This window comes from Paraburkholderia tropica (genome assembly GCF_014171495.1).
Lineage (GTDB): Bacteria > Pseudomonadota > Gammaproteobacteria > Burkholderiales > Burkholderiaceae > Paraburkholderia > Paraburkholderia tropica.
Map to the genome: position 1 here is coordinate 3,250,856 of NZ_CP049134.1, position 21,065 is coordinate 3,271,920.

Consider the following 21,065-nt stretch of genomic DNA (forward strand, 5'->3'; position numbering starts at 1 on the left):
GCGGCGTCCGCCTTCGGGATGCGCCTCAGCGCACGTAGATGGTGGGACCGGCGGCGTTGGCGGGCAGCGCGACTTCCGAGCGCACGCCGTGGCGGTCGATGATGATCGAGCGCGCGCGCACTTCGGCGAGCTTCGTGTCCTGGCCGATCGGACCGCCGAGCGAGACGGCCTTGGCCGGTTCGCCGCCGATGCTCAGGATGGCCGCCGCGCCCTGTTGCAGCGCGAGGATGCCGAACAGGTGAATGTCCTGCACGGCGCTGCGGTCGAGCTTGCCGCCGAACAGCGTGCCGGCCTGATCGAGCGACACCGGCGCCTGCGCCGCCGCGGCCTGCACCGGCGTGGCGCGCGTGGTGGCGATTTCGAGCGTCCACCACGCAGCCGTGGCGCAAAAAGCCGCGAAGGCGGCGAGTGACAGGAGGCGGATTTGCAGTGGGTTCATGCGCACCATTGTACGGAGTATTGTGGGCGTTTTGATGGCACCGCGAGGGCCGTCCCCGCAACCTGAGGCGCTCCTCGGTCACGCCGGGCAAGCGCGGCGCGAAAGGTGCCGAAAGGGACGCCGGAATCAGGTCGCGAAGGCGTCATCGTGTGACATTACAATGACCCGTCACAGTGGCGCGAACGTCGTGTTCGCGCGCAGGACGGAATGTGGCGCACGCTGTGCGCCGCGACGATTTTTAGCGAGGAGGGAAAGAAGTCATGTCCATGTGGGCCCAAAAACGGATGCAGCTCGGCCGTGCACAACTCGAGGGGCGCCGCCAGCGCGGTTTCACGCTGATCGAAATCATGGTCGTGATCGCGATCCTCGGCATTCTGGCCGCGCTGATCGTGCCGAAGATCATGAGCCGTCCCGACGAAGCGCGCCGTGTGGCGGCGAAGCAGGACATCGGCACGATCATGCAGGCGATGAAGCTCTATCGCCTCGACAACGGCCGCTATCCGACGCAGGACCAGGGTTTGCAATCGCTGATCCAGAAGCCCACCACCGACCCGGTGCCGAACAACTGGAAGGACGGCGGCTACCTCGAGCGCCTGCCCAACGATCCGTGGGGCAATCCGTACCAGTACCTGAATCCGGGCGTGCACGGCGAAATCGACGTGTTCAGTTACGGTGCCGACGGCAAGCCCGGCGGCGAAGGTAACGACGCCGACGTCGGCTCCTGGCAGTAAGCGTCGCCGCGCCACGCGCCCTTTTTTCAGGCATGCGTGGCGCGTCGGCGGCTCCTTCGACTACGCGAATCCTGTCTCATCCAGCCCGCTTTTTCCAGCCCGTTTTCTCCAGCCCCATGAGCTCAAGCCCTTCCCGCCGCTGTGTCCGCGCGCCGCTTCGTGCGTCGTCCGGCATGCCGTCGCGCATGTCGCCGCGTGCGCGCGCGGCGGGCTTCACGCTGCTGGAAATGCTCGTCGTGCTGATGATCGCGGGCTTGCTGATCTCGCTCGCGTCGATTTCGCTCACGCGCAATCCGCGCACCGATCTCAACGAGGAAGCGCAACGCGTCGCGCTGCTGCTCGAATCGGCGGGCGACGAGGCGCAGGTGCGCGCGCAGCCCATCGCGTGGCAGCCGCTCTCGGGCGGTTTTCGCTTCGACGTGCGCACCGAGGACGGCTGGCGTCCGCTGCGTGACGATCTGCTCGGTCCGCGCCGCTGGGAAGGCGGCGTGACGGGCGTGGCGATCAACTATCCGGGCGCCGACGACGACTCGCAGGCGAGCCGTCTCGTGTTCGGCACCGAAGCCGTCGATCAACCCGTGCAGATCACGCTGTTTTCGGCCGTGGGCCGCGCGACCATCGTCGGCACGGGCACCGGCCGCTTCGAGGTGCGCTGAGATGCGCCGCCCCACTCACTCCGGCTGTTCCTCGCCGCGCTCGCGTGCGTCGCGCGCCGCGCGCGGCTTCACGATGATCGAAGTGCTGGTCGCGCTCGCGATCGTCGCCATTGCGCTCGCGGCGTCGTTGCGCGCGGTCGGCAGCCTCGCCGCCAGCGAAGCCGATCTGCACGATCGCCTGCTGGCCGGCTGGAGCGCCGACAACGCGCTCGCGCAGCTGCATCTCGCGCATGTCTGGCCCGATGTCGGCCAGCGCAGTTTCGACTGCTCGCAGGGCAATCTGACGCTCATGTGCACGCAGCGCGTGGCGTCCACGCCCAATCCCGTATTCCGCCGCGTGGAGGTGTCGGTGACGACGCCGGGCCGCGCCGGCAATCTCGCGCAACTCGTCACGGTGATCGGCAATGAAACGAACCGGTCGCTGTGATCGCGCGCCGCGCCGCGCCGGCGGCTTCACGCTGATCGAACTGCTGGTCGCCATCGCGATCCTCGCCGTGGTCGCGATCCTCGCGTGGCGCGGGCTCGACCAGATCGTGCGCGGGCGCAACATCATCAGCCAGTCGATGGCCGAGGAGCGCGTGTTCGCGCAGACCTTCGACCAGATGCGCATCGACGTGCGCATGGCCGCCAGCGACGACGAAGCGGGCGGTCCGGCCGTCTCGGTCGACGGCGGCGCCCTGCAGATCGTGCGCGCCTTCGCGGTGCCGCCCGGCGCGGCGCCGCGTTTGCAGGTCGTGCGCTATCGCGTGTCGAACGGCCGCGTGGTGCGCTATGCGTCGCCGCCGCTGGCGACCGTGGGCGCGCTGCGGCGCGCGCAGCGCGGCGGCGAATCGGACGCGTGGAGCGCCCTGCCGATGATGCAGGGCGTCGGGTCGATCGACGCGCGCCTCTACGTGCCGAAGGTCGGCTGGACGACGAACATGGGCGACGTGCGCGGCCAGCTCAACGCGAACAACAACAACGTGAAGGTGCCGCAGCTCGGCAACGCACCCGTGCCGCGCGCGGTCACGGGGCTGCAGGTGAGCATCGGCTCGCGCTCCCTCGCGCGGCCGGTGACGCGCGTTTTCGTGATCGGAGAATGAACGTGCGCCGCTTTCGTTCTCTTCGTTCTCCTCGTTCTTCGCCTGCGTTGTCTTCGTTATCTTCGTTGCGGCTTCGCCGCAAACAGCGCGGCGCGGCGATCATCAGCGCGCTGCTCGTGGTGGCGCTGTCGGCGATCCTCGTCTCGGGCATGCTGTGGCGCCAGCAGGTGCAACTGCGGCGCATCGAGAACCAGCGGCTGCTTGCGCAGGCGCAGTGGATCTCGCGCGGCGCGCTCGACTGGACGCGCCTCGTGCTGCGCTCCGAAGCCGATACCTCGGCGGGCGTGACCTATCTCGGCGGCGCGTGGGGCATGCCGGTCGCGAAGACGCGGCTCTCCGACTTCCTCGGCCAGATCGGCGACGTGCGCTCCGAACAGGGCCAGGACACGTGGGTGTCGGGCTCGATCGAAGATGCGCAGGCGCGCTTCAATCTGCGCAACCTCGTGTCGTCGCCGGCGCCGGGCGCGCTGCAGCTCAATCTCACGCAGATTCAGGTGTTCGCGCGGCTGCTGCAACTGCTCGGCATCGACGGCCAGCTCGCCAAGAACGCCGCCGTCTATCTGCGCTCGGGCCTGAACTATTCGGTCACGCGCTTTCAGACCAGTTCGACGCCGGGCAGCACCACGTCCACGCAGCAAGTGGGTGGCGGTGGCGGCGGCAGCAATTTCACCAACAATCCCGGCCTCTCGGAATCGGACGGCAACAGCGGCAACGCGCCGATCGTGATGACGAGCGTCGACGCGCTGCAGGACGTGCCGGGCTTCACGCCCGACATCGTCGCGCGGCTGCGTCCGTTCGTGACGATCCTGCCGACCACCACGCCCGTGAACATGAACACCGCGCCCGCCGAAGTCGTGGCCGCGACTGTTCAAGGCATGAGCCTGTCGAGCGCGCAGGCCTTCGTGGCGCGCCGGCAGACCGTGTTTTTCCGCAATCTCAGCGACGTGCAGCTCGCGCTGGAGGGCTCCGGTGTCCCGCAAACAGGCATCGATACCTCGCTCTGCGACGTCAATTCGAGCTATTTTCTGGTTCATGGGCGCGTGCAGCACGAACGCGCCGTGGTGGACCGGACCACGCTCGTCTGGCGCGATACGCTGACCCATACGACGCGCATCGTGCGCGTGCGCGACGAACCATGAAACCGTACCAGTCCAACATCGAAAAGAGGTGCGTTTGAGCACGCTGATCGTCCTGATGCCGCCGCGCGATCCGGCGGTTCACTCGCAGGAATGGCAGTTGCCGGAACTGCCGTTCCTGCTGCTCGACAAGGCGGGCAACACGCAGCGCGCGGGCCGCTCGGCGCTCGGTCTGTTGCCGAAAGCGACGGCCACCGTGCTGCTGATCGCCGCGCGCGACCTGCTGACCGTCTCCGCCACCTTGCCGCCGCTCAAGGGGCCGCGGCTGCGCCAGGCGTTGCCGAACGTCGTCGAGGATCATCTGATCCAGGACGCGCAGACCTGCCATCTGGCGCTCGATCCCGCGCGTCAGCCCGACGGCCGGCAGACTGTGGCCGCGATCGATCGCGGCTGGTTCCGCTTCCTCGTCGAAGGCTTCACGGGCGCGGGCCATCGCAACGTGCGTGCGGTGCCGGTGGCGCGCTGCCTGCCCGTGGCGCAGAGCGTCGTGGCGGAAGTCGCGACGGCCGAGGCGGCTGAGACTGCTGAAAGCGTCAAGGAAGCAGCCGCTTCAGCCGCTCCCGCTCCCGCTGCCACTGCCGCTGCCGCTGCCGCGCCCGAGATCGTCCCGGTGACGGCCTGCGTATTCGGCCCGGTGATGTCCACCGCGCCTACGCTGCTGCCCGATGCGGCGCTGCCGGTGTCCGCGGCCATGGGCGCGAGCGGCCTGCTCGAACTCGCGATCGTGCGCGGCGCGGCGGCCGAGGGCTTCGCGGTGCCGGCTGGGAGCCTCGCGGCCACCGTTTCGGCGCTGGCCGGCGACGCGCCCGTGACGCGCTATGTGCTGACCGGTTTGCCCGGCGAGCCCGCGAGCGCGGCCAGCAAGGCCGCGGCGCTGGCTGTTTTCCCCGGCGCGCAGCCGCTCGCCTTCGAGACACTCGCCAAGCGCGCGCTCGCCTGCAAGTTCGATCTGTGCCAGTTCGAGTTCGCCGCGCAGCCGTGGCGTCTCGACCGCGCGACGCTGCGCCGTCTGCGCGTGCCGATCGCGCTGGCGGCGGCGGCGCTGGTGGTGGCGATCGTCGGTGCGAATGTGCAGTGGCTGATGCTCTCGCGCCAGCAGGACGCCATGAACGCGCAGATGACCGAGCTGCTGCTCAACGCGTTTCCCAAGACGACCGTGGTGCTGGACCCGGCGGGCCAGATGGCGCGTCAGCTCTCGCAACTGCGCGTGGCGGCGGGTGAGCCGTCGCCCGACGATTTCCTCGCGCTCGCCGACGGCCTCGCGCGTTCGCTCGGCCCCGTGCCGGTCAACGGCATCGCGGCGCTCGACTATCACGACCGGCGTCTCGACGTGACCTTCAAACCCGGCGTGAACATCGACGCCGATCTGAACAAACGCCTCGCGCGCAACGGTCTCTCGGGCACGCAGGACAGCAGCAGCGGCAAGTGGACCATCAGGAGCGCATCGTGAAGACATCGGCTGTGGGCGGCGCTTGGGCCGACATGCTGCAGGAGCAGTGGAGCAATTTCTGGGACGCGCGCACGGTGCGCGAGAAGACCATGCTCACATGGGGCGGCGCACTGCTGGCCGTGGCGATCGGCTATTCGGTGCTGTGGGCGCCGGCCGCCGACGGCCGCGCGAGGCTGCGCGCCAACCTGCCCGCGATGCAGCGTCAGCTTGCGCTGATGACCGCGCAGGCTGACGAAGCGCGCTCGCTCGCGGGCGCGGCGGCGAGCGTCGCGCCGGGCGGACAGGCGCTCAAGGACGCGCTGACCGCGTCGCTGTCCGATCACGGCATGCCGGGCGCGCAGGTGCAGATCATCGGTTCGTCGGTGCAGGTGCAGTTGAAGAACGCGTCGTTTCCCGCGTGGTCGGCCTGGCTCGACGACGTGCGCAAACAGTTCAAGGTGCAGGTGGTCGAGGCGCACATCACGGCGCTCAAGACCGACGGCCAGGTCGATCTGACCGCGTCGCTGCAAAGCGCGAATGCACACTGAGCACGGCCGGGAGAACCGCTTCATGTCTTACTGGATGCGACGCGCGCGCGCCGCGCTGCCCTGGCTGTTCGTCGCCCTCGTTTCGGTGGCCGTCGTGCTGCTCGTGCGCCTGCCCGCGGCGTGGATCGCGCCGCAGTTCGCGCGCGCGACTCAGGGCCATGTCAATCTCGTCGATCCGCAAGGTTCGCTGTGGCACGGTTCCGCCACGCTGATGCTCGCGGCCGGCCACGACGTGCAGGGCGCGACGCTGCTGCCCGGCCGGATCGAATGGCGCGCCTCGTTCTGGGCGCTGCTCACGGGCCGCGTGCGTCTGCAGATGCGTCAGACGGAGGCGATGCCCGACCCCGTCGACGTGGAAGCGACGCTGCGCGGCGCGAACATCACCGCGGGCGCGATCGCGGTGCCGGCGTCGCTGCTCGCCGGTCTCGGCGCGCCGTTCAACACGCTCGATCTCGACGGCAACGTGCGGCTCGCCTGGACGCCGTGGCGCGTGTTCGGCACCGACGCCTTCGGGCGGCTCACGGTCACGCTCGGCGACATGAGTTCGCGCGTCTCGCTGGTCAAGCCGCTGGGGTCGTATGAGGCGGTGTTGCAGGCGCAGGGCGCGTCGTCGACGCTCGATCTGAAGACGCAGAAAGGGCCGCTGCTGCTCGACGGCCACGGCACCTTCTCGCGCAACGCGTCGATGTTCAACGGCACCGCGAGCGCGACGCCCGATCAGCGCGAGAATCTCGCCGGTCTGCTGAATCTGCTGGGACGGCCGGTCGGGCCCGGCACGGTGGCGCTGAACTTCATGCGCTAAACCTCGCGCACAAGAAAAAACGGCGGCTCAGGCCGCCGTTTCTCGTTGTAGCGCGCTTGATGACGTTACTGCGCCCGCGTGCTCGCGGCGCCCTGCGTGGCCGCTTCGGTGGCGGTTTGCTGCGGTGAGGCGGAAGCGGAGGCAGAAGCCGCCGCCGCCGCGCCCGACGCCGGCACCGCTGCGGGCGCGCTGACGCTGCCGGTCTCGCGATCCATCTGCGTGGCGTCCCAGCCGCCGCCGAGCGCCTTCACGAGTCCCACCGACGACACCATGCGCTGCCCCGCGAGGCTCGCGAGCTTCTGCTGCGCGGTGAACGCCGTGGTCTGCGCGGTCAGCACGTTGACGTAATCGACCGTGCCCGCCTTGTACTCGTTCGTGACGATGGCCTGCGCATGCACCGCCGAATCCACCGCCTGCTGCTGCACGACGATTTCCTGCGCGAGGATGCGCTGCGAAGCGAGGTTGTCCTCGACGTCCTGGAACGCGGCCAGCACAGTTTGCCGGTAGGTGGCCACCTGCTGGTCGTAGGCGGCGCGCGCCGCTTCGGTCTGCGCGCGGCGCAGGCCGGCGTCGAACACCGTGGCCGCGAGCGACGGTCCGAGCGTCCAGAAGCGCGACGGCATTTGCAGCAGTTGCGAGAACACCGAGCTTTCGAAGCCGCCGCTCGCCGAAAGCGTGAGCGTCGGGAAAAACGCCGCGATCGCCACGCCGATCTGCTCGTTGGCCGACGCCGCCTTGCGCTCGGCCGAGGCGATGTCGGGACGCCGCTCCAGCAGCGCCGACGGCATGGTGACCGGCACGACCGGCGGCGTGGCCGTGAGCGGCGATACCGGAATCGAGAACGACGAGGCCGGCTGGCCAACCAGCACGGCGATCGCGTGCTCGTCCTGCGCGCGCGCCACGCCGTTGTCGATGGCCGACGCCTGCGCGGATTGCAGCTGCGTCTGCGCCTGGATCACGTCGGCGCGCCCCGCTACGCCCTGCGCGTACTGGTTCTGCGTGAGCTTCAGCGACTTCTCGTACGCCGCGACGGTATCGTCGAGCAGCTTTTGCTGCGCGTCGAGCGCGCGCAGCGTGAAGTACGTCTGCGCGAGCGTGGCCTGCGCGGACAGGCGTGCGTTCGCGAGGTCGGCGGCCGCGCCCTGTTGGCTCGCCTCTTCCGAGCTGACCGTGCGGCTCACCTTGCCCCAGAGGTCGGGTTCCCAGGTGGCGTCGAGGCCCAGATTGACGTTGTTCGTGATGGTGCCGCTCGGGAAGCTGCCGCTCGCGTTCGAGACGCGCGTGGGCGTGCGCGAACGCGTGCCCGCGAACGAGGCGCTCACGACTGGAAAGTATGCGGCGCGCGCCTCGCCGACCAGCGCCCGCGCCTGGCGATATGCGGCGGCGTACTGCGCGACGGTCTGGTTGTTCGCGTTGAGCTGATCCATCAGGCCGTTGAGCTGCGCGTCATCGTAGATCAGCCACCACGGGCCGCGGTCGGCGGCGTCGGCGGGTTGCGCGACCTTCCAGCCCTCCGGCGCTTCCTTGTAGGCCGCGGGCACGGCGCTGTCCGGCCGGTGATAGTCAGGCCCGACCGCGCAGCCGCTCAGGGCAAACGCGAGCGCCGCCGCCGCGCCCAGCCGCGCGAGCTTTGGCGTGCGGCGCGCACTGTGCAGATGAGCCGCGAACGTGGCGTCGCGGGCGGCATGAGAGGCGTGACGATCGATACGGCGGGACATGCAAGGAATTCCTGTCGATGCGGCTGGCGTGCAGGCGCGCGCGGCGATGAACGGTGTAATCGTTATGGCGACGTGGCCGCAGCGCGGTGGATCAGGCGGAACGGGCGCAGGCACACGGCGCGCGCGACGTTCGAGCGGTGCGGCCATGGTAGCGCACAGGCCGCGCGTCGCGCGCAATCTGTAAGGTTAAGCCGGGAACAGGGACGGATGTGTTACGGCGTGTGAGGTGCAGATTACGCGTCGTTACGGCAGCCTGCCGCGCAGAGCAGACGGCCGGTCGCCGAAGCCGGTGCGGCCTCGCTTTTCGCGCTGGCTGCGGCGGCCTTTGAAGCAGGCTTTGAAGCAGCGCCGCTGCGTGCGCGACGACGGTCGGCCCACAGCATCAGCACGACCGCGACCGAGCCGCCGGGCAGCAGGAACATGCCTGCGTAGAGCGCCGCCTTGCGCCATCGCGCCGCGCCGCCGGCCTGCGCAAAGGCAATCCGGGCAGTGCTGCTCACCGAGCGGCCGATGCCGCCGAGCGCGTGTTTGAGGTACAGCATGGCGCGACCTACGTCGAAAAAAGTGAAGTGCGTGGAGTGTAAGTGGTTGCCTGTAATAATATTGACTATGCAATCAAATCACAACATACTTTGCGGCGCATCAATCCCGTTGTTGTTTTTACGCTGCGATAGCGACGAATCAATGACGAATGCTGCGACGCACTGACCGAATTTCCTGCGTATTTCCTGCCCAGGCAGAAAATTCTCAGGCTAGAATTCACCCTGTTTTGCCCGTGTTTCGATTTGCCAGCGATGAGAGTGCTTTTCCCATGAACGACGGCTCCAACGTGTCCAGCAAGGTCGGCGTCGTGCCGAGTCTCGGCTACTTTCTGTCGACCGCCCGTAACGTGCTGGCCGCGCGCATGGACCGCGCCGTCGCGCCGCTCGGGCTGACCTCGTCGCAGATCGGCGTGATTCTGCTGCTCTGGTACGAACGCGCGCGCACGCCCAACGAAATGTCGCGCGTGCTCTCGTACGACACCGGCTCCATGACGCGTATGCTCGACCGCCTCGAGCGCAAGGGTTTCCTGTTGCGCCAGCGCAGTCAGGCGGATCGCCGCGTCGTCGAACTGGTGCTCACGCCGCTGGGGCGCGACGCAGCGCAGCAATTGCCCGCTGCGATTGCCGCGGTGATGGACGACCAGTTGCGCGGCTTCAGCGCCGAGGAAGTGACGACGCTCGTGCATCTGCTGCAGCGCTTTATCGCCAACGATGCCGAAACCGGGGCGGTTTGCACCGGCGGCGAATGCCCGGGCGGCGCGGCGGACGGCTCGTCGGGCAAGGACAGTAACGACAGCAACACTGGCAACGACTAAGGGCGAATCGACCCGGCGGCTGCCTTTCGGGCAGGCCGACCGCGCGAACTCAAGCCCGCCCTACAACCAAATACCTGTCTGGGCAGAGAATGCCGCGACACGAAATCCCCAGCCGCACGCTCCGCCAGGCTGCTTGCACGCGGCAACGGTCTGCCTAACCGAAAGCACAGAAGCACCGAAAGCACCGCAAGGACACTGAAGATGGACGCCTCCACCGCAGCGCCCGCAGCACCCGCCGACGCGCCGCCCAAACCGCTCTCGGGCGGCACGCTCGCATTGCTCACCGTGGGCCTCGCCCTCGGCACCTTCATGGAGGTGCTGGACACCTCGATCGCCAACGTCGCCGTGCCGACGATCTCGGGCAACCTCGGTGTGGCCAACAGCGAGGGTACGTGGGTCATTTCCTCGTACTCGGTGGCGTCTGCCATCGCCGTGCCGCTCACGGGCTGGCTCGCGCGCCGCGTGGGCGAAGTGCGCCTCTTCACGCTCTCGGTGCTGCTGTTCACGATCGCGTCGGCGGCCTGCGGCTTCGCTTCGAACTTCGAGACGCTGATCGCCTTCCGGCTCGTGCAGGGGCTCGTCTCCGGCCCGATGGTGCCGCTCTCGCAGACTATTCTCATGCGCTCCTATCCGCCCGAGAAACGTGGGCTCGCGCTCGGTCTCTGGGCGATGACGGTGATCGTCGCGCCGATCTTCGGCCCCGTGATGGGCGGCTATATCACCGACAACTACACGTGGCCGTGGATCTTCTACATCAACGTGCCGATCGGGATATTTTCCGGCGTGTGCGCGTTCCTGCTGCTGCGCGGCCGCGAAACGAAGACCACGAAACAGCGCATCGACGCCGTGGGTCTCGCGCTGCTGGTGATCGGCGTGTCGTGCCTGCAGATGATGCTGGACCTCGGCAAGGACCGCGACTGGTTCAGCTCGAAGTTCATCGTCGCGCTCGCGATCATTGCGGTGGTGTCGATCGCGTTCATGCTCGTGTGGGAGGCGACGGAAAAAGACCCGGTGGTCGATCTCTCGCTGTTCCGCGACCGCAACTTCGCACTCGGCGCGACCATCATCTCGTTCGGCTTCATGGCGTTTTTCGGCTCGGTCGTGATCTTCCCGCTCTGGCTGCAGACGGTGATGGGCTACACGGCCGGCATTGCCGGGCTGGCGACGGCGCCCGTCGGGCTGCTCGCGCTCGTGTTGTCGCCGCTGATCGGCCGCAACATGCACAAGCTCGATTTGCGTATGGTCGCGAGTTTTGCGTTCGTCGTGTTCGCGCTGGTGTCGATCTGGAATTCGACTTTCACGCTCGACGTGCCCTTCAATCACGTGATTTTGCCGCGCCTCGTGCAGGGGATCGGCGTGGCCTGTTTCTTCGTGCCGATGACGACGATCACGCTATCGAGTGTTTCCGACGAGCGGCTCGCGAGCGCGTCCGGTCTCTCGAACTTCCTGCGCACGCTCTCGGGCGCGATCGGCACGGCGGTGAGCACGACATTCTGGGAGGACGACGCGATCTATCACCACGCGGTGCTGTCGGAGTCGGTGAATCCGTATGCGGCGAACACGATTGCGTATCAGGACGCGCTGAAGTCGCTGGGCTACGCAGGCCAGAGCGTGACCGCGAAATTGAACGACGTGGTGACGTCGCAGGGCTACATGATGGCGACCAACGACTTCTTCCGCATTTCGTGCGCGGTGTTCGTGGTGCTGGCGCTGCTGGTGTGGGCGACGAAGCCGAGAAAAGGCGCGGGCGCGTCGATGGGCCATTGAGGTCCGGCCCCGCGCCTCGCGCGTGATGAACGGTCAGCGCGCCGTGATGCCGCTCGTTTCGATTTCGACGCGGCGGTTCTTCGCGCGGCCTTCTGCCGTGGCGTTCGACGCGACCGGCTTCGAGAAGCCATAGCCCTTCACGTCGTACTGGCCGGCGTGCAGGCCGTGCGACTGCAGATAGTTGCGCACCGCTTGCGCGCGGCGCATCGAGAGGCGGTCGTTGTAGGTTTTCGAGCCCTTCGAGTCGGTATGGCCGCTGATCACGATGGTGCCGATGTTCACGCCGTCGCTCTGCTGGATGAACTGGTCGAGCGCCTGCTTGCCGGCGGGCAGCAGGTCGGACTTGTCGAACGCGAAGTTGGCGTCGGCGTTCAGCGTGATGGTTTGCGGCTGCGTGTTGACGACCGGGGGCGGCGGAGGCGGCGGCGGAGCGGGCTGCGCGGCCGGTTGCGGCGTCTGGCAGATGAACAGGATTTCGCGCGGGTCGTTTTCGGGCAGGAAACCCGAGGCTGCACGGTCCACCGACGAGACGCGCAGCGGCTGCTTGTCGCCGCAGATCTCGTTGACCTTCTTCATACAGACCTTCGAGCTTTCGAGCAGGCCCAGACATTGGACGCGATAGGCTTGCGTGCCGTTGGCGAGCGTGACGATGTCGAGATTGTGCAGGGGCCCCGATGCCGTGGTGCAGCCGGCGGCCGCGACGAAGAGAGCGGCCAGCGGGACGGCCAGCGCACTAGCAGGCAGAAGTCGCATTTTCATTGTCGATTCGAGTGATGGAAGAGGAGTGAACTGCCCGGCGCGTGCCGAAGCAGCGCCAAGATACGAGTCCTTGGCGCTGCTGCTCCATCAGAAAGTGCTGAAATGCGTACTCGGAATGACGAGAATCGCGACAATCGATTCGGACTGCGTTCGATCTCGCGGCCTGACGGCGGGTCGATCGAACGTGGGGGCGTGAAATGTCGGCGGCGGCCTTATTGCGCCGCTGCTGCGGGCGCAGAAGCTGGCGAGGTCGCGGTGGTCTTGCCGGAGTCGTCCGTGCCGGCCGAGTCGCCGGCCTGATCGCGGACCGGCTGCTCGACGCCGGTGCGCACGTACTGCTTGAAGGCCGCGCCCGCGGCCCACGGATCGGGCTTGCAGCCGATCGAACTGTCGCAGTGTGCCGCGAAACCGATCGTGGCCGTGCCGTCGGCGTTCTTCGTCTTCGTAATCTCGTAGGCGAGCGCGCGCTTGCCGCCGCCGGGACCGGCGGTCTGGATCAGCGTGTCGGTCGCCGTCTGCACTTCATACTTCGAATGGCCGCGCACCCAGTCCTGGGCGCGTTGCCACCATGCGTCGCACTCGCTCTGATCGCCACAGGTGAGCGGCGCGGTGGCGATCTGCATCACGTCGGGATTGACCTGACCGCGCGGCGCGCAGGCCGCCGCCGTCACGCAGAGCAGGATCGGCAGGATTCGTTTCATCGCGTGGGTTCCTCGCAGAATGGGCGCGCGCCGTGCGCGCTCCGGTCGTTGTCGTTGGTGTCAGGTTCGTGTGGCAGGGCGGCGCGCTTCGATGCGAGACGAGGCGCGCGCGGCGCCAATATGACATTGGACTGCGTGTGCGCGCCAGTGTTTCGAGCAAATGCAATACCCGGCGTCTCGGGCGCCGGTACGCGGACGGCGGAGCGTCCGCGTACCGGCCGCAGCCGTCATCCGGGCGATCAAACGCTGTAGCGATTGAGCGTGTAGGCGCGATAAGCGGCGACGAAGGCGTCGAACGAGCCGATTTCCTCGCGTTCGAGCTTCGCCTGCTGGTCGAGCGACTCGCGCGCGAGCGCTTCGAACTGCGCCGTGACTTGCGCGTCGAGCGGACGCGAGAGGAAGTGCGCCGCGTGGCGCTCGCTCTGCGCAAGCGCAAATTGCAGGAAGGATTGCTGCTGCTCGCGCATCGTCTGCAACACGCGCGCGGACGGCGTGAGCGACGCATCGGCAAACTTCGCGCGCTGTGCGGCGAGCGAGCGCCCATGTTCGTCGCCACCCTTCGCCGCGTCGAGCAGCGCGGCCGCCTGCTCGATCTTCGCGAACAGTTCGGCGGCCCAGTCTTGCATCGCGACGCGCTGGCCGTCACGCGTGAGTTCGAGCCCGGGCTTGCGCCCTTCCTTCGTGATGATGCCGAAGTTCTCGTTCGCTTCCGCGTAATCGGCTTCCGGCAGCTTTGCGCTTTCGTCGAGCGCGCAGGCGAGCAGATAAGCGTCGAGAAAACGCGCCGCTTCGAGCGAGATGCCGGTCGGCTCGAACGGATCGATGTCCATGCAGCGCACCTCGACGTACTGCACGCCGCGTGCGGCGAGCGCATGCAGCGGGCGCTCGCCCGGATACGTCACGCGCTTCGGGCGGATCGTCGAGTAGAACTCGTTTTCGATCTGCAGCACGTTGGTGTTGATCTGCACCCACTCGCCATCGCGATGCGTGCCGATCGCCTCGTAGGGCGGATACGGCTGGCTCACCGCCTGCGCGAGCGCTTCGAGATAACCGGGCAGCGTGTCGTAATCGGCGTGCAGCGCGGATTGACCCGTGGTGTTCGAATAGCCGAGATCGCTCATGCGCAGGCTGGTCGCGTACGGCAGATAGAGCGTGTCAGCGTCGAAGCTGTCGAGCGTGTGCGCGCGGCCGCGCAGGAAGCGCGCGTCGAGCGCGGGCGACGCGCCGAACAGATACATCAGCAGCCAGCTCGTGCGGCGGAAGTTGCGGATCAGCGCGAGATAACGCTCCGACTGATAGTCGGTCTGCGAGGCCGTGGACTGATCGTGCGCGTGCAGCGCGCGCCACACGTCTTCGCTCAGCGAATAGTTGTAGTGGATCCCCGCGATGCACTGCATCGTGCGCCCGTAACGCAGCGCGAGACCCATCCGGTAGACGTATTTCAGACGGCCGATGTTCGAGTTGCCGTAACGCGCGATGGGAATGCCTTCGTCGCTTGCGGGCAGCAGGCCCGGCATCGATTCGTTCCACAGCATTTCGCCGTCGCGCGCGAGCACGGCGTAGACGAAGCGATGCAGTTCGTCGAGCTTGTCGAGCGTGATGGAGGCGTCGTGCTCGGCGGGCGTGATGATCTCGATCAACGCTTCCGAATAATCGGTCGTGAGCGACGGATGCGTGAGCGCAGAACCGAGCGCCGCGGCATGCGGCGTCGTGGCCAGATGGCCGTCGCGCGTCACCCGCAGGCTTTCCTTCTCGATGCCGCGCAGACCGCGCGTGAGCGCGTCGCGTTGCGGTCCGGCGCTCAGCACGGAAAGGCGCTGCGCGAGAACGTCGTTCGTGCGTGTGGAGGTCGTGTCTGGCATTGAAGGCAGGTCGGGCTCTGGCCGGCGAGACGGTGCTGCGCGCGCCGCCGACAGGGATATTTTCGGTAGCGGGCACTTTAACATCTCGCCGGAAGACCTGCTTGAGGCCGCCTCGGGCGGGGTTTTGCGGCCTGTGAGGCGGTTTCGGCGGCTGCGCCGCAGTGTGCGCTTCGGTACTGACGTAGCGCGGTTTCGATGGTGTATCGACGTCGAATTGCCGTAATCACGGCGGTTTTTATGCGGTTGCAGAGATGCGTTTGCGAGGCGTTTCGCCGCGCGTTCGATCAGGCGTTGAACGACGCTTCAACCACCGCGCGCCCCACCCGCCCGATCGGCGATTTCGTTCCACAGATGCATCGCCGCATACGCGCGCCACGGGCGCCAGGTGTCGGTGCGCGCGCGCTGTTGCGTCGCACGCTCGAGCGACGGATCGCGTGCGGCGATCGCCTGCATCAGCACGAGATCGGTCGCGGGCCAGGCGTTCGGATCGCGCCATGCGCGCATCGCCACGTATTCGACCGTCCACGGGCCGATGCCAGGCAGCGCGAGCAGCGCGGCGCGCATGGCGTCGAGTTCCGCGACGTCGCCCGCCTGGGCCGCGCCCGGCAGATCGCTGCGTTCGATCGCGACTTCGCCGCTCGCCACCGCGCGCGCGAAGCCTTGCAGCGCCGCGACGCGCTTGCCCGGCATGCCGATACCGGCGAGATCGGCGGCGCCGAGCGCGGCGGGCGTCGGAAAACGCCACGCGGTGTGGGCGTGCGGATGCCCATCGATACGCTCGCCCACGCGTTGCACCAGTCGCCCGATGATGGTCGTCGCCGCCTTCACGCTCACCTGTTGCCCGACGATCGCGCGCACCACGAGTTCGAATCCCGACCACGCGCCGGGCACGCGCAGACCCGGCACGGCTTCGACCAGCGGCGCGAGCCAGGGATCTTGCGCGAGATGCGCGCCGATCGCCGCCGTATCGGCCTGAAGATCGAACATGCGCGAGAGCGGCGCGGCGAGCGTCTGCGCGTGCGCGCTCACCGGCCCGTCGATCTGCACGACGAGGCAGCGCTTGCGCGCGTGACGGCGCACGGCGAGCGTGCCGCTCGCGCCCTGGAAGTCGATGGCGCGCAGCCACGCGCCGTCCTCGACGGCTTCGACGCCCGGCGTCGCGCGGCCGCCGAAAAAGCGCAGCACGCGCGGCCAGTCGTAGGGCGCGCGAAACGGCAGTTCGAGCGTGGCGGTTTGCGTGGCGGATTCGATGCCGGCCGCCGTTTTGGGCGGCGTCGGCGGGGCTTTTTTCGAGGTCGACTGGACGGCGCTCAAGCAGCGGTCTCCGGCGTGGCGGGGGCGCGTTTCGCGCGGGGCTTTCGATCGGCCTTTTCGGGCGATTTCGCGCTCGATTGTGCCGGATCGGCGCGCACTTCGCCCGCGCGCGCTTCCGCATCGAGCAGCGCGGCCTTGCGCGTGATCCCCCAGCGATAACCCGCGAGCGAGCCGCCCTTCTGCACGACGCGATGACACGGAATCGCCAGCGCCACCGGGTTCGACGCGCAGGCGCTCGCCACGGCACGCACCGCGCGCGGCGCGCCCAGCGCTTCGGCGATCTGCGTGTAGCTGCGCGTTTCGCCGTAGGGAATGTGCTGGAGCGCATCCCAGACGCGCTGCTGGAACGCCGTCGGCGCGACGTCGAGCGGCAGCTCGAAGCGCTCGCGTCGGCCGTGCAGATAGGCGTCGATCTGCGCGACGAAGGGCGCGAGCGCGGCGACGTCTTCCACGCAGCGTGCGTTTTCGAAGTCGGCGCGCAGGCTGGCCGTGAGCGCGTCGCCGTCGTCGCCGAATGCGATGCGGCAGATGCCTTTTTCGGTGGCCGCGATCAGCACGCGGCCGAGCGGCGTGGCCGCGTTCGCGAAGCGGATCGTCAGGCCCGCGCCCTTGCGCCGGAACGCCGACGGCTTCATGCCCAGCTCGCCCGCCACGCTCTCGTACAGCCGCGACGACGAGTTGAAGCCCGCATCGGCGCTGGCGCGTGTGACGTCGGCGCCCTGGGCCAGCGCGTCGCGCAGCACGGCGCCGCGGCGCGCGGCCTGATACTGGCGCGGCGACACGCCGAGCACGCGCTTGAACAGGCGCTGCAGGTGGAACGGGCTCAGATGCACGGCCTCGCTGAGCTGGGCGAGCGTGAGGCGCGATTGCGGATCGGCGTCGAGCGCGTCGCAGGCGCGGCGCACGATGTCCAGCTCGCGCGGCAGGCCGCCGGGACGGCAGCGCTTGCATTCGCGGTAGCCGGCGGCGCGCGCGGCGTCCGCATCGGCGAAAAATTCGACGTTCTCGCGGCGCGGCAGCCGCGACGCGCAGGACGGACGGCAGAACACGCCGGTCGTGCGCACGGCGTAGAAGAACTGGCCGTCGGCGCTCGCGTCGCGTGCTGCGACGGCGGCCCAGCGTCCGGCGTCGGCGTTCGTGTCGACAGGATCCGACGAGGCTTGGCGGTCGGCGTTCGGAATGGCGTTCATATGAGGACTCCCGCAGGGTGCGCGTGCTTGACTCGATGGCCTCACTGTAAAGGCCGCGCCGCGGTACGGCGTGCCGGATCTTGCGCTGTCGTTCGGGCCCGTGGAATCGCCCGGAACGACGGCCACGCGAGCCTGCTGCGAGCACCATTCATGCGCGCCGATGCCCTGTCAATGTGCGACTGCGACAAAATGGCACCATTGCGGGTTTTCCCTTAAAAACTTGTTGCGTCGCGTCAGACCGCTGTGTATAGTGATTCCTGTCTCCTCCATGTCTCCTCCTGATATGGATTAAGCCCGCTCACAGCAGCGGGCTTTTTTTCGTCCAGCGTTTTGGGGGCGCATTTCCGCGTCCCGGCCGCACGCCTCGCGAGATGACAAGACGTCATTCTCCGCCCAACTTCCCTCCTACACTGCAATGACTTTGTTCGCACACGCCAATCGGCGGGGACCGTCATGCAGATCCAGATTCGCGAAATCGATCATGTCGTCATTCGCGCCGCCCATCCCGCCGCGATGACGCGCTTTTACTGCGACGTGCTCGGCTGCCGCGTCGAACGCGAGGAAACGCAGCTCGGACTCGTGCAACTGCGCGCGGGCCGTTCGCTGATCGATCTGGTGTCGATGGGCGGTCCGCTCGATCGCGAGAAACCGGGCAACGGCGGCGCGACGCCGACGGGCGCGGGCCGCAACATGGATCATCTGTGTCTGCGCGTGGAGCCGTTCGACGGCGCGGCGCTCAAGGCGCATCTCGCCGCGCTGGGCGCGCGTCCCGGCGACGTGGTCGAGCGCTACGGCGCGGAAGGCTTCGGGCCGTCGCTGTATCTGTTCGATCCCGAGGGGAACATGGTGGAACTGAAAGGGCCGCCGAATGGCTAGCCCTGGGCGCGTTCAGAAAGTGCCGAACCGGCGCTCAGACGTTCTCGGGCGCCTTGAGCACGGTCCATTCGACCGCGACCGGCTCGCTCGTCGTGCTGCCGATCCACGCCGCGCCGTCCTGCACCGTGCATTGCAGGCGCATCGTCCGTTCGGCCAGCTTGCCGAGCGCCGCAGCCACGTCTTCGCCGAGCGACCAGACAGTGACGTTGCGCAGCCGTTCGACCTTGCCGCGCACGCCTTGCCACCAGATATCCGAGGTGCGGCCGCCGTAGGCGATCACGATTACCTCGTCCGCGCGCCCCGCCGCCTTGGCGATGCGGCGCTCGTCGGGCTGGCCGACTTCGATCCACGTCTGGATTGCGCCCGTGTAGTCCTTGCTCCACAGATCGGGCTCGTCGGTGTCCGACAGGCCCTTGCAGAATTCGAGACGCTCGCCCGCGAACAACGCGAAGGCGGCGATGCGCACCATCATCCGCTCATTGGTTTCCGACGGATGGCAGGCGATCGTCAGCGCATGGTCGGCATAGTAGTGCCGGTCCATGTCCGCGATCTGAAGCTCTGCCTTGAAGATGGTCGATTTAAGTGCCATGCCGATTTCCGCCCCTCGATACCCGCCGCTGTCAGTTGTGCTGTCAGTCGTGCAACGTGCTGCGTCGCGGCGTAAAAGCCGCACATGATAGCGAGTTTCCAGCACGGGCTGTGCCGGTTTCATCAGACGGCGACGCAAGTCGAGCGCCGGTCATGTCGATGATCGGAAGCGAAAATGACGACGCGATGAAGGGGGCAAAACAGGAAGCTCAAGCCGACAATCGTGACGCGCAAGCGTACGCACACACCGCGCGCCGGCGGTGAGCGCGCGTCTTGCGGCTGGGCTTATTGCTTGATGGAGCGGTCGCTGGTCCAGAGGCCCTGGTCGTCGGCGTTCGCGGCGTTCACGAACTCGACGTCGTGGCCCACCACGCGCACCACGCGATACGACTGGTTCTCGGGCGTCGAGAGGCAGCGGAAATCGGCGAAATATTCCTGCATCTGCTGATGCTCGCCCGCCTGCTCGTGCTGGGAGACGGCGTCGAGCTTGTCCCTGGAGAGGCAGCCGTAGGAGCCGGGTTTGAGCTGCACGGTCTGTTGCGGCTTGACCGAGACCGCTTGCGCCTCTTGTGCCTCCTGCGCCGATGCCACGCCAACGAGACTCGCCGAGCAGACGGCAAGAACGGCCACGGCGGTTGCGGATAGCCTTCGCATGGTTCTGCCTCCTCGGCGGGTGGGTTGTCTTCGGTTAGCTATGTATTTAACGGCCACGATCGACCCGCATTTTTCAATGTAGAAGAGCGCGAATAGAGTGCAAGAACAACTTGTGTGCGGGCGCAACAGGCGTTGTCACCGGCCTGGTCGCACGATGCTTGCGCAAGCGCCGATGCGGCGTGCGAGCATGATGCCGCGCCGCACATAAGGAAGCGTCGCGCCGCCTTCATCGCGCGCCCGACAATTCGCAGGCCGCAGAATAAAAACGATGCCAGGCATGCCGTCGCCGCCCTTTTCCAGACCGCATCAAACCGACTTGCGCGCACGCCGTCTTCGTGGATAAATCGGGCATCCCTTTTGGAGAAATTCCATGACTCTCGCTCACTGGCTGCCGTTCGCGATCGCCTCGGCCATCCTCGTCGCCATTCCCGGGCCGACCGTGCTGCTCGTCGTTTCCTACGCGCTCGGTCACGGCCGCCGCTATGCGCTGGCCACCACCGCGGGCGTCGCGCTCGGCGACTTCACGGCGATGACGGCGTCCATGCTCGGCCTCGGCGTGATTCTGGCGGCTTCCGCCACGCTGTTTTCGGCGCTCAAGTGGGTCGGCGCCGCGTACCTGATCTATCTGGGCATCAAGCTCTGGCGCGCGCCCATCGCGAACCCCGAAGCGCCCGACACCAGCGAAACCCGCACCGGGCGCATCTTCGCGCACGCGTTTGCCGTCACCGCGCTGAACCCCAAGAGCATCATTTTTTTCGTCGCGTTCGTGCCGCAGTTCATCGATCCGCATATGCGCGCGCTGCCGCAGATCGTCGTTTTCGAGGCGACGTTCCTCGTGCTCGCCACGCTCAATGCCTTCGGTTACGCGCTGCTGGCCGCCGCGGCGCGCAAGGCCGTGCGCAGCCCGCGCGTGCAGCGGGCGGTCAATCGCACGGGTGGGTCGCTGTTGATCGGCGCGGGTCTGTTCGCCGCCGTCTGGAAGAGGTCGGCGGCTTGATTAGTGGCGGATTCGGCAGCGGAATCGGCGTGCGCGCGGTCGATTTCGCTCGGTGTTTTCCCGGCTTGCGAGGGCGGGCACGCGCGCTGCTCAAGCGCTTGCGTACGGCGGATCACGTTTGTTTCTGAATAAGTAGTCGTCCGGCGTGCAAACTGTAGCGTTCCAGCTACAATGCAATTGCAACCGCTTGACAGCCAGGAGGTAATCGTGATCGAGCACGTAATACTGGGCGCGTTTCTGGTCATCCCCCTCGTCATTGTCGTTTTCCTCTTCTCGGACGAGATTCTCGAGGAGCACCGGCAGCGAGTCCTCGCCGGGGATCATCACATCGACTGGCGTCATCCGTTACGCAGCATTCTTCATCATTGACGAAGCACGCTGCCGTTCCGCCCGGGCCAAGGGTCCGGGCTTCGCGCATCCGTCTGCTGGCGGGCGCGCCGTCTCTTGCGCGGGCTCCTG

At 67.5% G+C, this 21,065-nt stretch carries 23 protein-coding genes; 13 read left to right on the forward strand and 10 right to left on the reverse strand.

The window, feature by feature from the left end; translation table 11 throughout:
• Positions 1-25 precede the first annotated feature (25 nt).
• Positions 26-439: a general secretion pathway protein GspC gene (locus G5S35_RS14655; RefSeq protein ID WP_065062261.1), complete on the reverse strand. Its 414-nt coding sequence runs from the start codon at positions 437-439 to the stop codon at positions 26-28.
• 284 nt (positions 440-723) lie between these two features.
• Between G5S35_RS14655 and gspG the strand changes: the two genes are divergently transcribed.
• From gspG to G5S35_RS14695, 8 genes are all read left to right on the forward strand, one after another.
• On the forward strand, positions 724-1,170 hold the full coding sequence (gspG, locus tag G5S35_RS14660) for a type II secretion system major pseudopilin GspG (protein ID WP_124262028.1): 447 nt from the start codon (positions 724-726) through the stop codon (positions 1,168-1,170).
• A gap of 173 nt (positions 1,171-1,343) precedes the next feature.
• A complete protein-coding gene (locus tag G5S35_RS14665) occupies positions 1,344-1,826 on the forward strand; it encodes a GspH/FimT family pseudopilin (protein ID WP_390969565.1) in 483 nt (160 codons plus the stop codon).
• A 1-nt stretch (position 1,827) separates the two neighbouring features.
• Positions 1,828-2,253, forward strand: coding sequence for a type II secretion system minor pseudopilin GspI (gspI, locus tag G5S35_RS14670; protein WP_176079527.1), 426 nt, complete (start codon positions 1,828-1,830; stop codon positions 2,251-2,253).
• On the forward strand, positions 2,231-2,908 hold the full coding sequence (locus G5S35_RS14675; RefSeq protein ID WP_183038432.1) for a PulJ/GspJ family protein: 678 nt from the start codon (positions 2,231-2,233) through the stop codon (positions 2,906-2,908). The genes gspI and G5S35_RS14675 overlap by 23 nt, the downstream gene beginning before the upstream one ends.
• Entirely contained in the window at positions 2,905-4,047 is a 1,143-nt protein-coding gene (gene gspK, locus G5S35_RS14680) for a type II secretion system minor pseudopilin GspK (protein WP_082992064.1), read from the forward strand. Before G5S35_RS14675 ends, gspK begins: the two co-directional genes overlap by 4 nt.
• 34 nt (positions 4,048-4,081) lie before the next feature.
• Positions 4,082-5,494, forward strand: a complete 1,413-nt coding sequence (gene gspL / locus G5S35_RS14685) for a type II secretion system protein GspL (RefSeq protein WP_183038433.1) — start codon at positions 4,082-4,084, stop codon at positions 5,492-5,494.
• Between the two features lie 32 nt (positions 5,495-5,526).
• On the forward strand, positions 5,527-6,021 hold the full coding sequence (locus G5S35_RS14690; protein WP_065061793.1) for a type II secretion system protein M: 495 nt from the start codon (positions 5,527-5,529) through the stop codon (positions 6,019-6,021).
• Positions 6,022-6,043: 22 nt separating this feature from the next.
• Positions 6,044-6,823 (forward strand): type II secretion system protein N, encoded by a 780-nt coding sequence (locus G5S35_RS14695; RefSeq protein ID WP_065061794.1) that lies wholly within the window; start codon positions 6,044-6,046, stop codon positions 6,821-6,823.
• 65 nt (positions 6,824-6,888) lie between these two features.
• Here G5S35_RS14695 and G5S35_RS14700 read toward each other — a convergent pair whose 3' ends face one another.
• Positions 6,889-8,541, reverse strand: coding sequence for an efflux transporter outer membrane subunit (locus G5S35_RS14700; protein WP_183038434.1), 1,653 nt, complete (start codon positions 8,539-8,541; stop codon positions 6,889-6,891).
• Between the two features lie 233 nt (positions 8,542-8,774).
• Entirely contained in the window at positions 8,775-9,083 is a 309-nt protein-coding gene (locus tag G5S35_RS14705; RefSeq protein WP_124262006.1) for a hypothetical protein, read from the reverse strand.
• A gap of 269 nt (positions 9,084-9,352) precedes the next feature.
• On the opposite strand from G5S35_RS14705, the gene G5S35_RS14710 reads away from it, so the two are divergent.
• Positions 9,353-9,898: a MarR family winged helix-turn-helix transcriptional regulator gene (locus G5S35_RS14710; protein ID WP_074982879.1), complete on the forward strand. Its 546-nt coding sequence runs from the start codon at positions 9,353-9,355 to the stop codon at positions 9,896-9,898.
• A gap of 201 nt (positions 9,899-10,099) precedes the next feature.
• The gene (locus G5S35_RS14715) at positions 10,100-11,665 is read left to right on the forward strand and encodes a DHA2 family efflux MFS transporter permease subunit (RefSeq protein ID WP_074982881.1); all 1,566 of its coding nucleotides are present in this window, start codon (positions 10,100-10,102) and stop codon (positions 11,663-11,665) included.
• 33 nt (positions 11,666-11,698) lie between these two features.
• On the opposite strand, the gene G5S35_RS14720 is transcribed toward G5S35_RS14715, so the two are convergent.
• The 5 genes from G5S35_RS14720 to ada form a co-directional block, all read right to left on the reverse strand.
• Entirely contained in the window at positions 11,699-12,424 is a 726-nt protein-coding gene (locus tag G5S35_RS14720) for an OmpA family protein (protein ID WP_080180602.1), read from the reverse strand.
• A 212-nt stretch (positions 12,425-12,636) separates the two neighbouring features.
• Positions 12,637-13,125 (reverse strand): hypothetical protein, encoded by a 489-nt coding sequence (locus G5S35_RS14725; protein ID WP_183038435.1) that lies wholly within the window; start codon positions 13,123-13,125, stop codon positions 12,637-12,639.
• 239 nt (positions 13,126-13,364) lie between these two features.
• Positions 13,365-14,987: a glutamate--cysteine ligase gene (gene gshA / locus G5S35_RS14730; protein ID WP_183038436.1), complete on the reverse strand. Its 1,623-nt coding sequence runs from the start codon at positions 14,985-14,987 to the stop codon at positions 13,365-13,367.
• Positions 14,988-15,290: 303 nt separating this feature from the next.
• Positions 15,291-16,238 carry a DNA-3-methyladenine glycosylase family protein gene (locus tag G5S35_RS14735; protein WP_183038855.1) on the reverse strand — a complete coding sequence of 316 codons (948 nt, stop codon included), beginning with the start codon at positions 16,236-16,238 and terminating at the stop codon, positions 15,291-15,293.
• Between the two features lie 59 nt (positions 16,239-16,297).
• Positions 16,298-17,491 (reverse strand): bifunctional DNA-binding transcriptional regulator/O6-methylguanine-DNA methyltransferase Ada, encoded by a 1,194-nt coding sequence (ada, locus tag G5S35_RS14740; protein WP_183038437.1) that lies wholly within the window; start codon positions 17,489-17,491, stop codon positions 16,298-16,300.
• 453 nt (positions 17,492-17,944) lie between these two features.
• On the opposite strand from ada, the gene G5S35_RS14745 reads away from it, so the two are divergent.
• Complete coding sequence (locus G5S35_RS14745) at positions 17,945-18,367, forward strand: VOC family protein (protein WP_074982889.1); 423 nt, start codon at positions 17,945-17,947, stop codon at positions 18,365-18,367.
• A gap of 34 nt (positions 18,368-18,401) precedes the next feature.
• Here the strand turns inward: G5S35_RS14745 and G5S35_RS14750 are convergent, their stop codons facing one another.
• Together G5S35_RS14750 and sap1 are read right to left on the reverse strand one after the other, a co-directional pair.
• Positions 18,402-18,956 carry a YaeQ family protein gene (locus G5S35_RS14750; protein WP_065061802.1) on the reverse strand — a complete coding sequence of 185 codons (555 nt, stop codon included), beginning with the start codon at positions 18,954-18,956 and terminating at the stop codon, positions 18,402-18,404.
• Positions 18,957-19,240: 284 nt separating this feature from the next.
• Positions 19,241-19,609, reverse strand: a complete 369-nt coding sequence (sap1, locus tag G5S35_RS14755; protein ID WP_065061803.1) for a surface attachment protein Sap1 — start codon at positions 19,607-19,609, stop codon at positions 19,241-19,243.
• 370 nt (positions 19,610-19,979) lie between these two features.
• Here sap1 and G5S35_RS14760 point away from each other — a divergent pair, with 370 nt between their 5' ends.
• Positions 19,980-20,606: a LysE family translocator gene (locus G5S35_RS14760; protein ID WP_065061804.1), complete on the forward strand. Its 627-nt coding sequence runs from the start codon at positions 19,980-19,982 to the stop codon at positions 20,604-20,606.
• A gap of 207 nt (positions 20,607-20,813) precedes the next feature.
• The gene (locus tag G5S35_RS14765) at positions 20,814-20,975 is read left to right on the forward strand and encodes a hypothetical protein (protein WP_167371405.1); all 162 of its coding nucleotides are present in this window, start codon (positions 20,814-20,816) and stop codon (positions 20,973-20,975) included.
• Positions 20,976-21,065 lie beyond the last annotated feature (90 nt).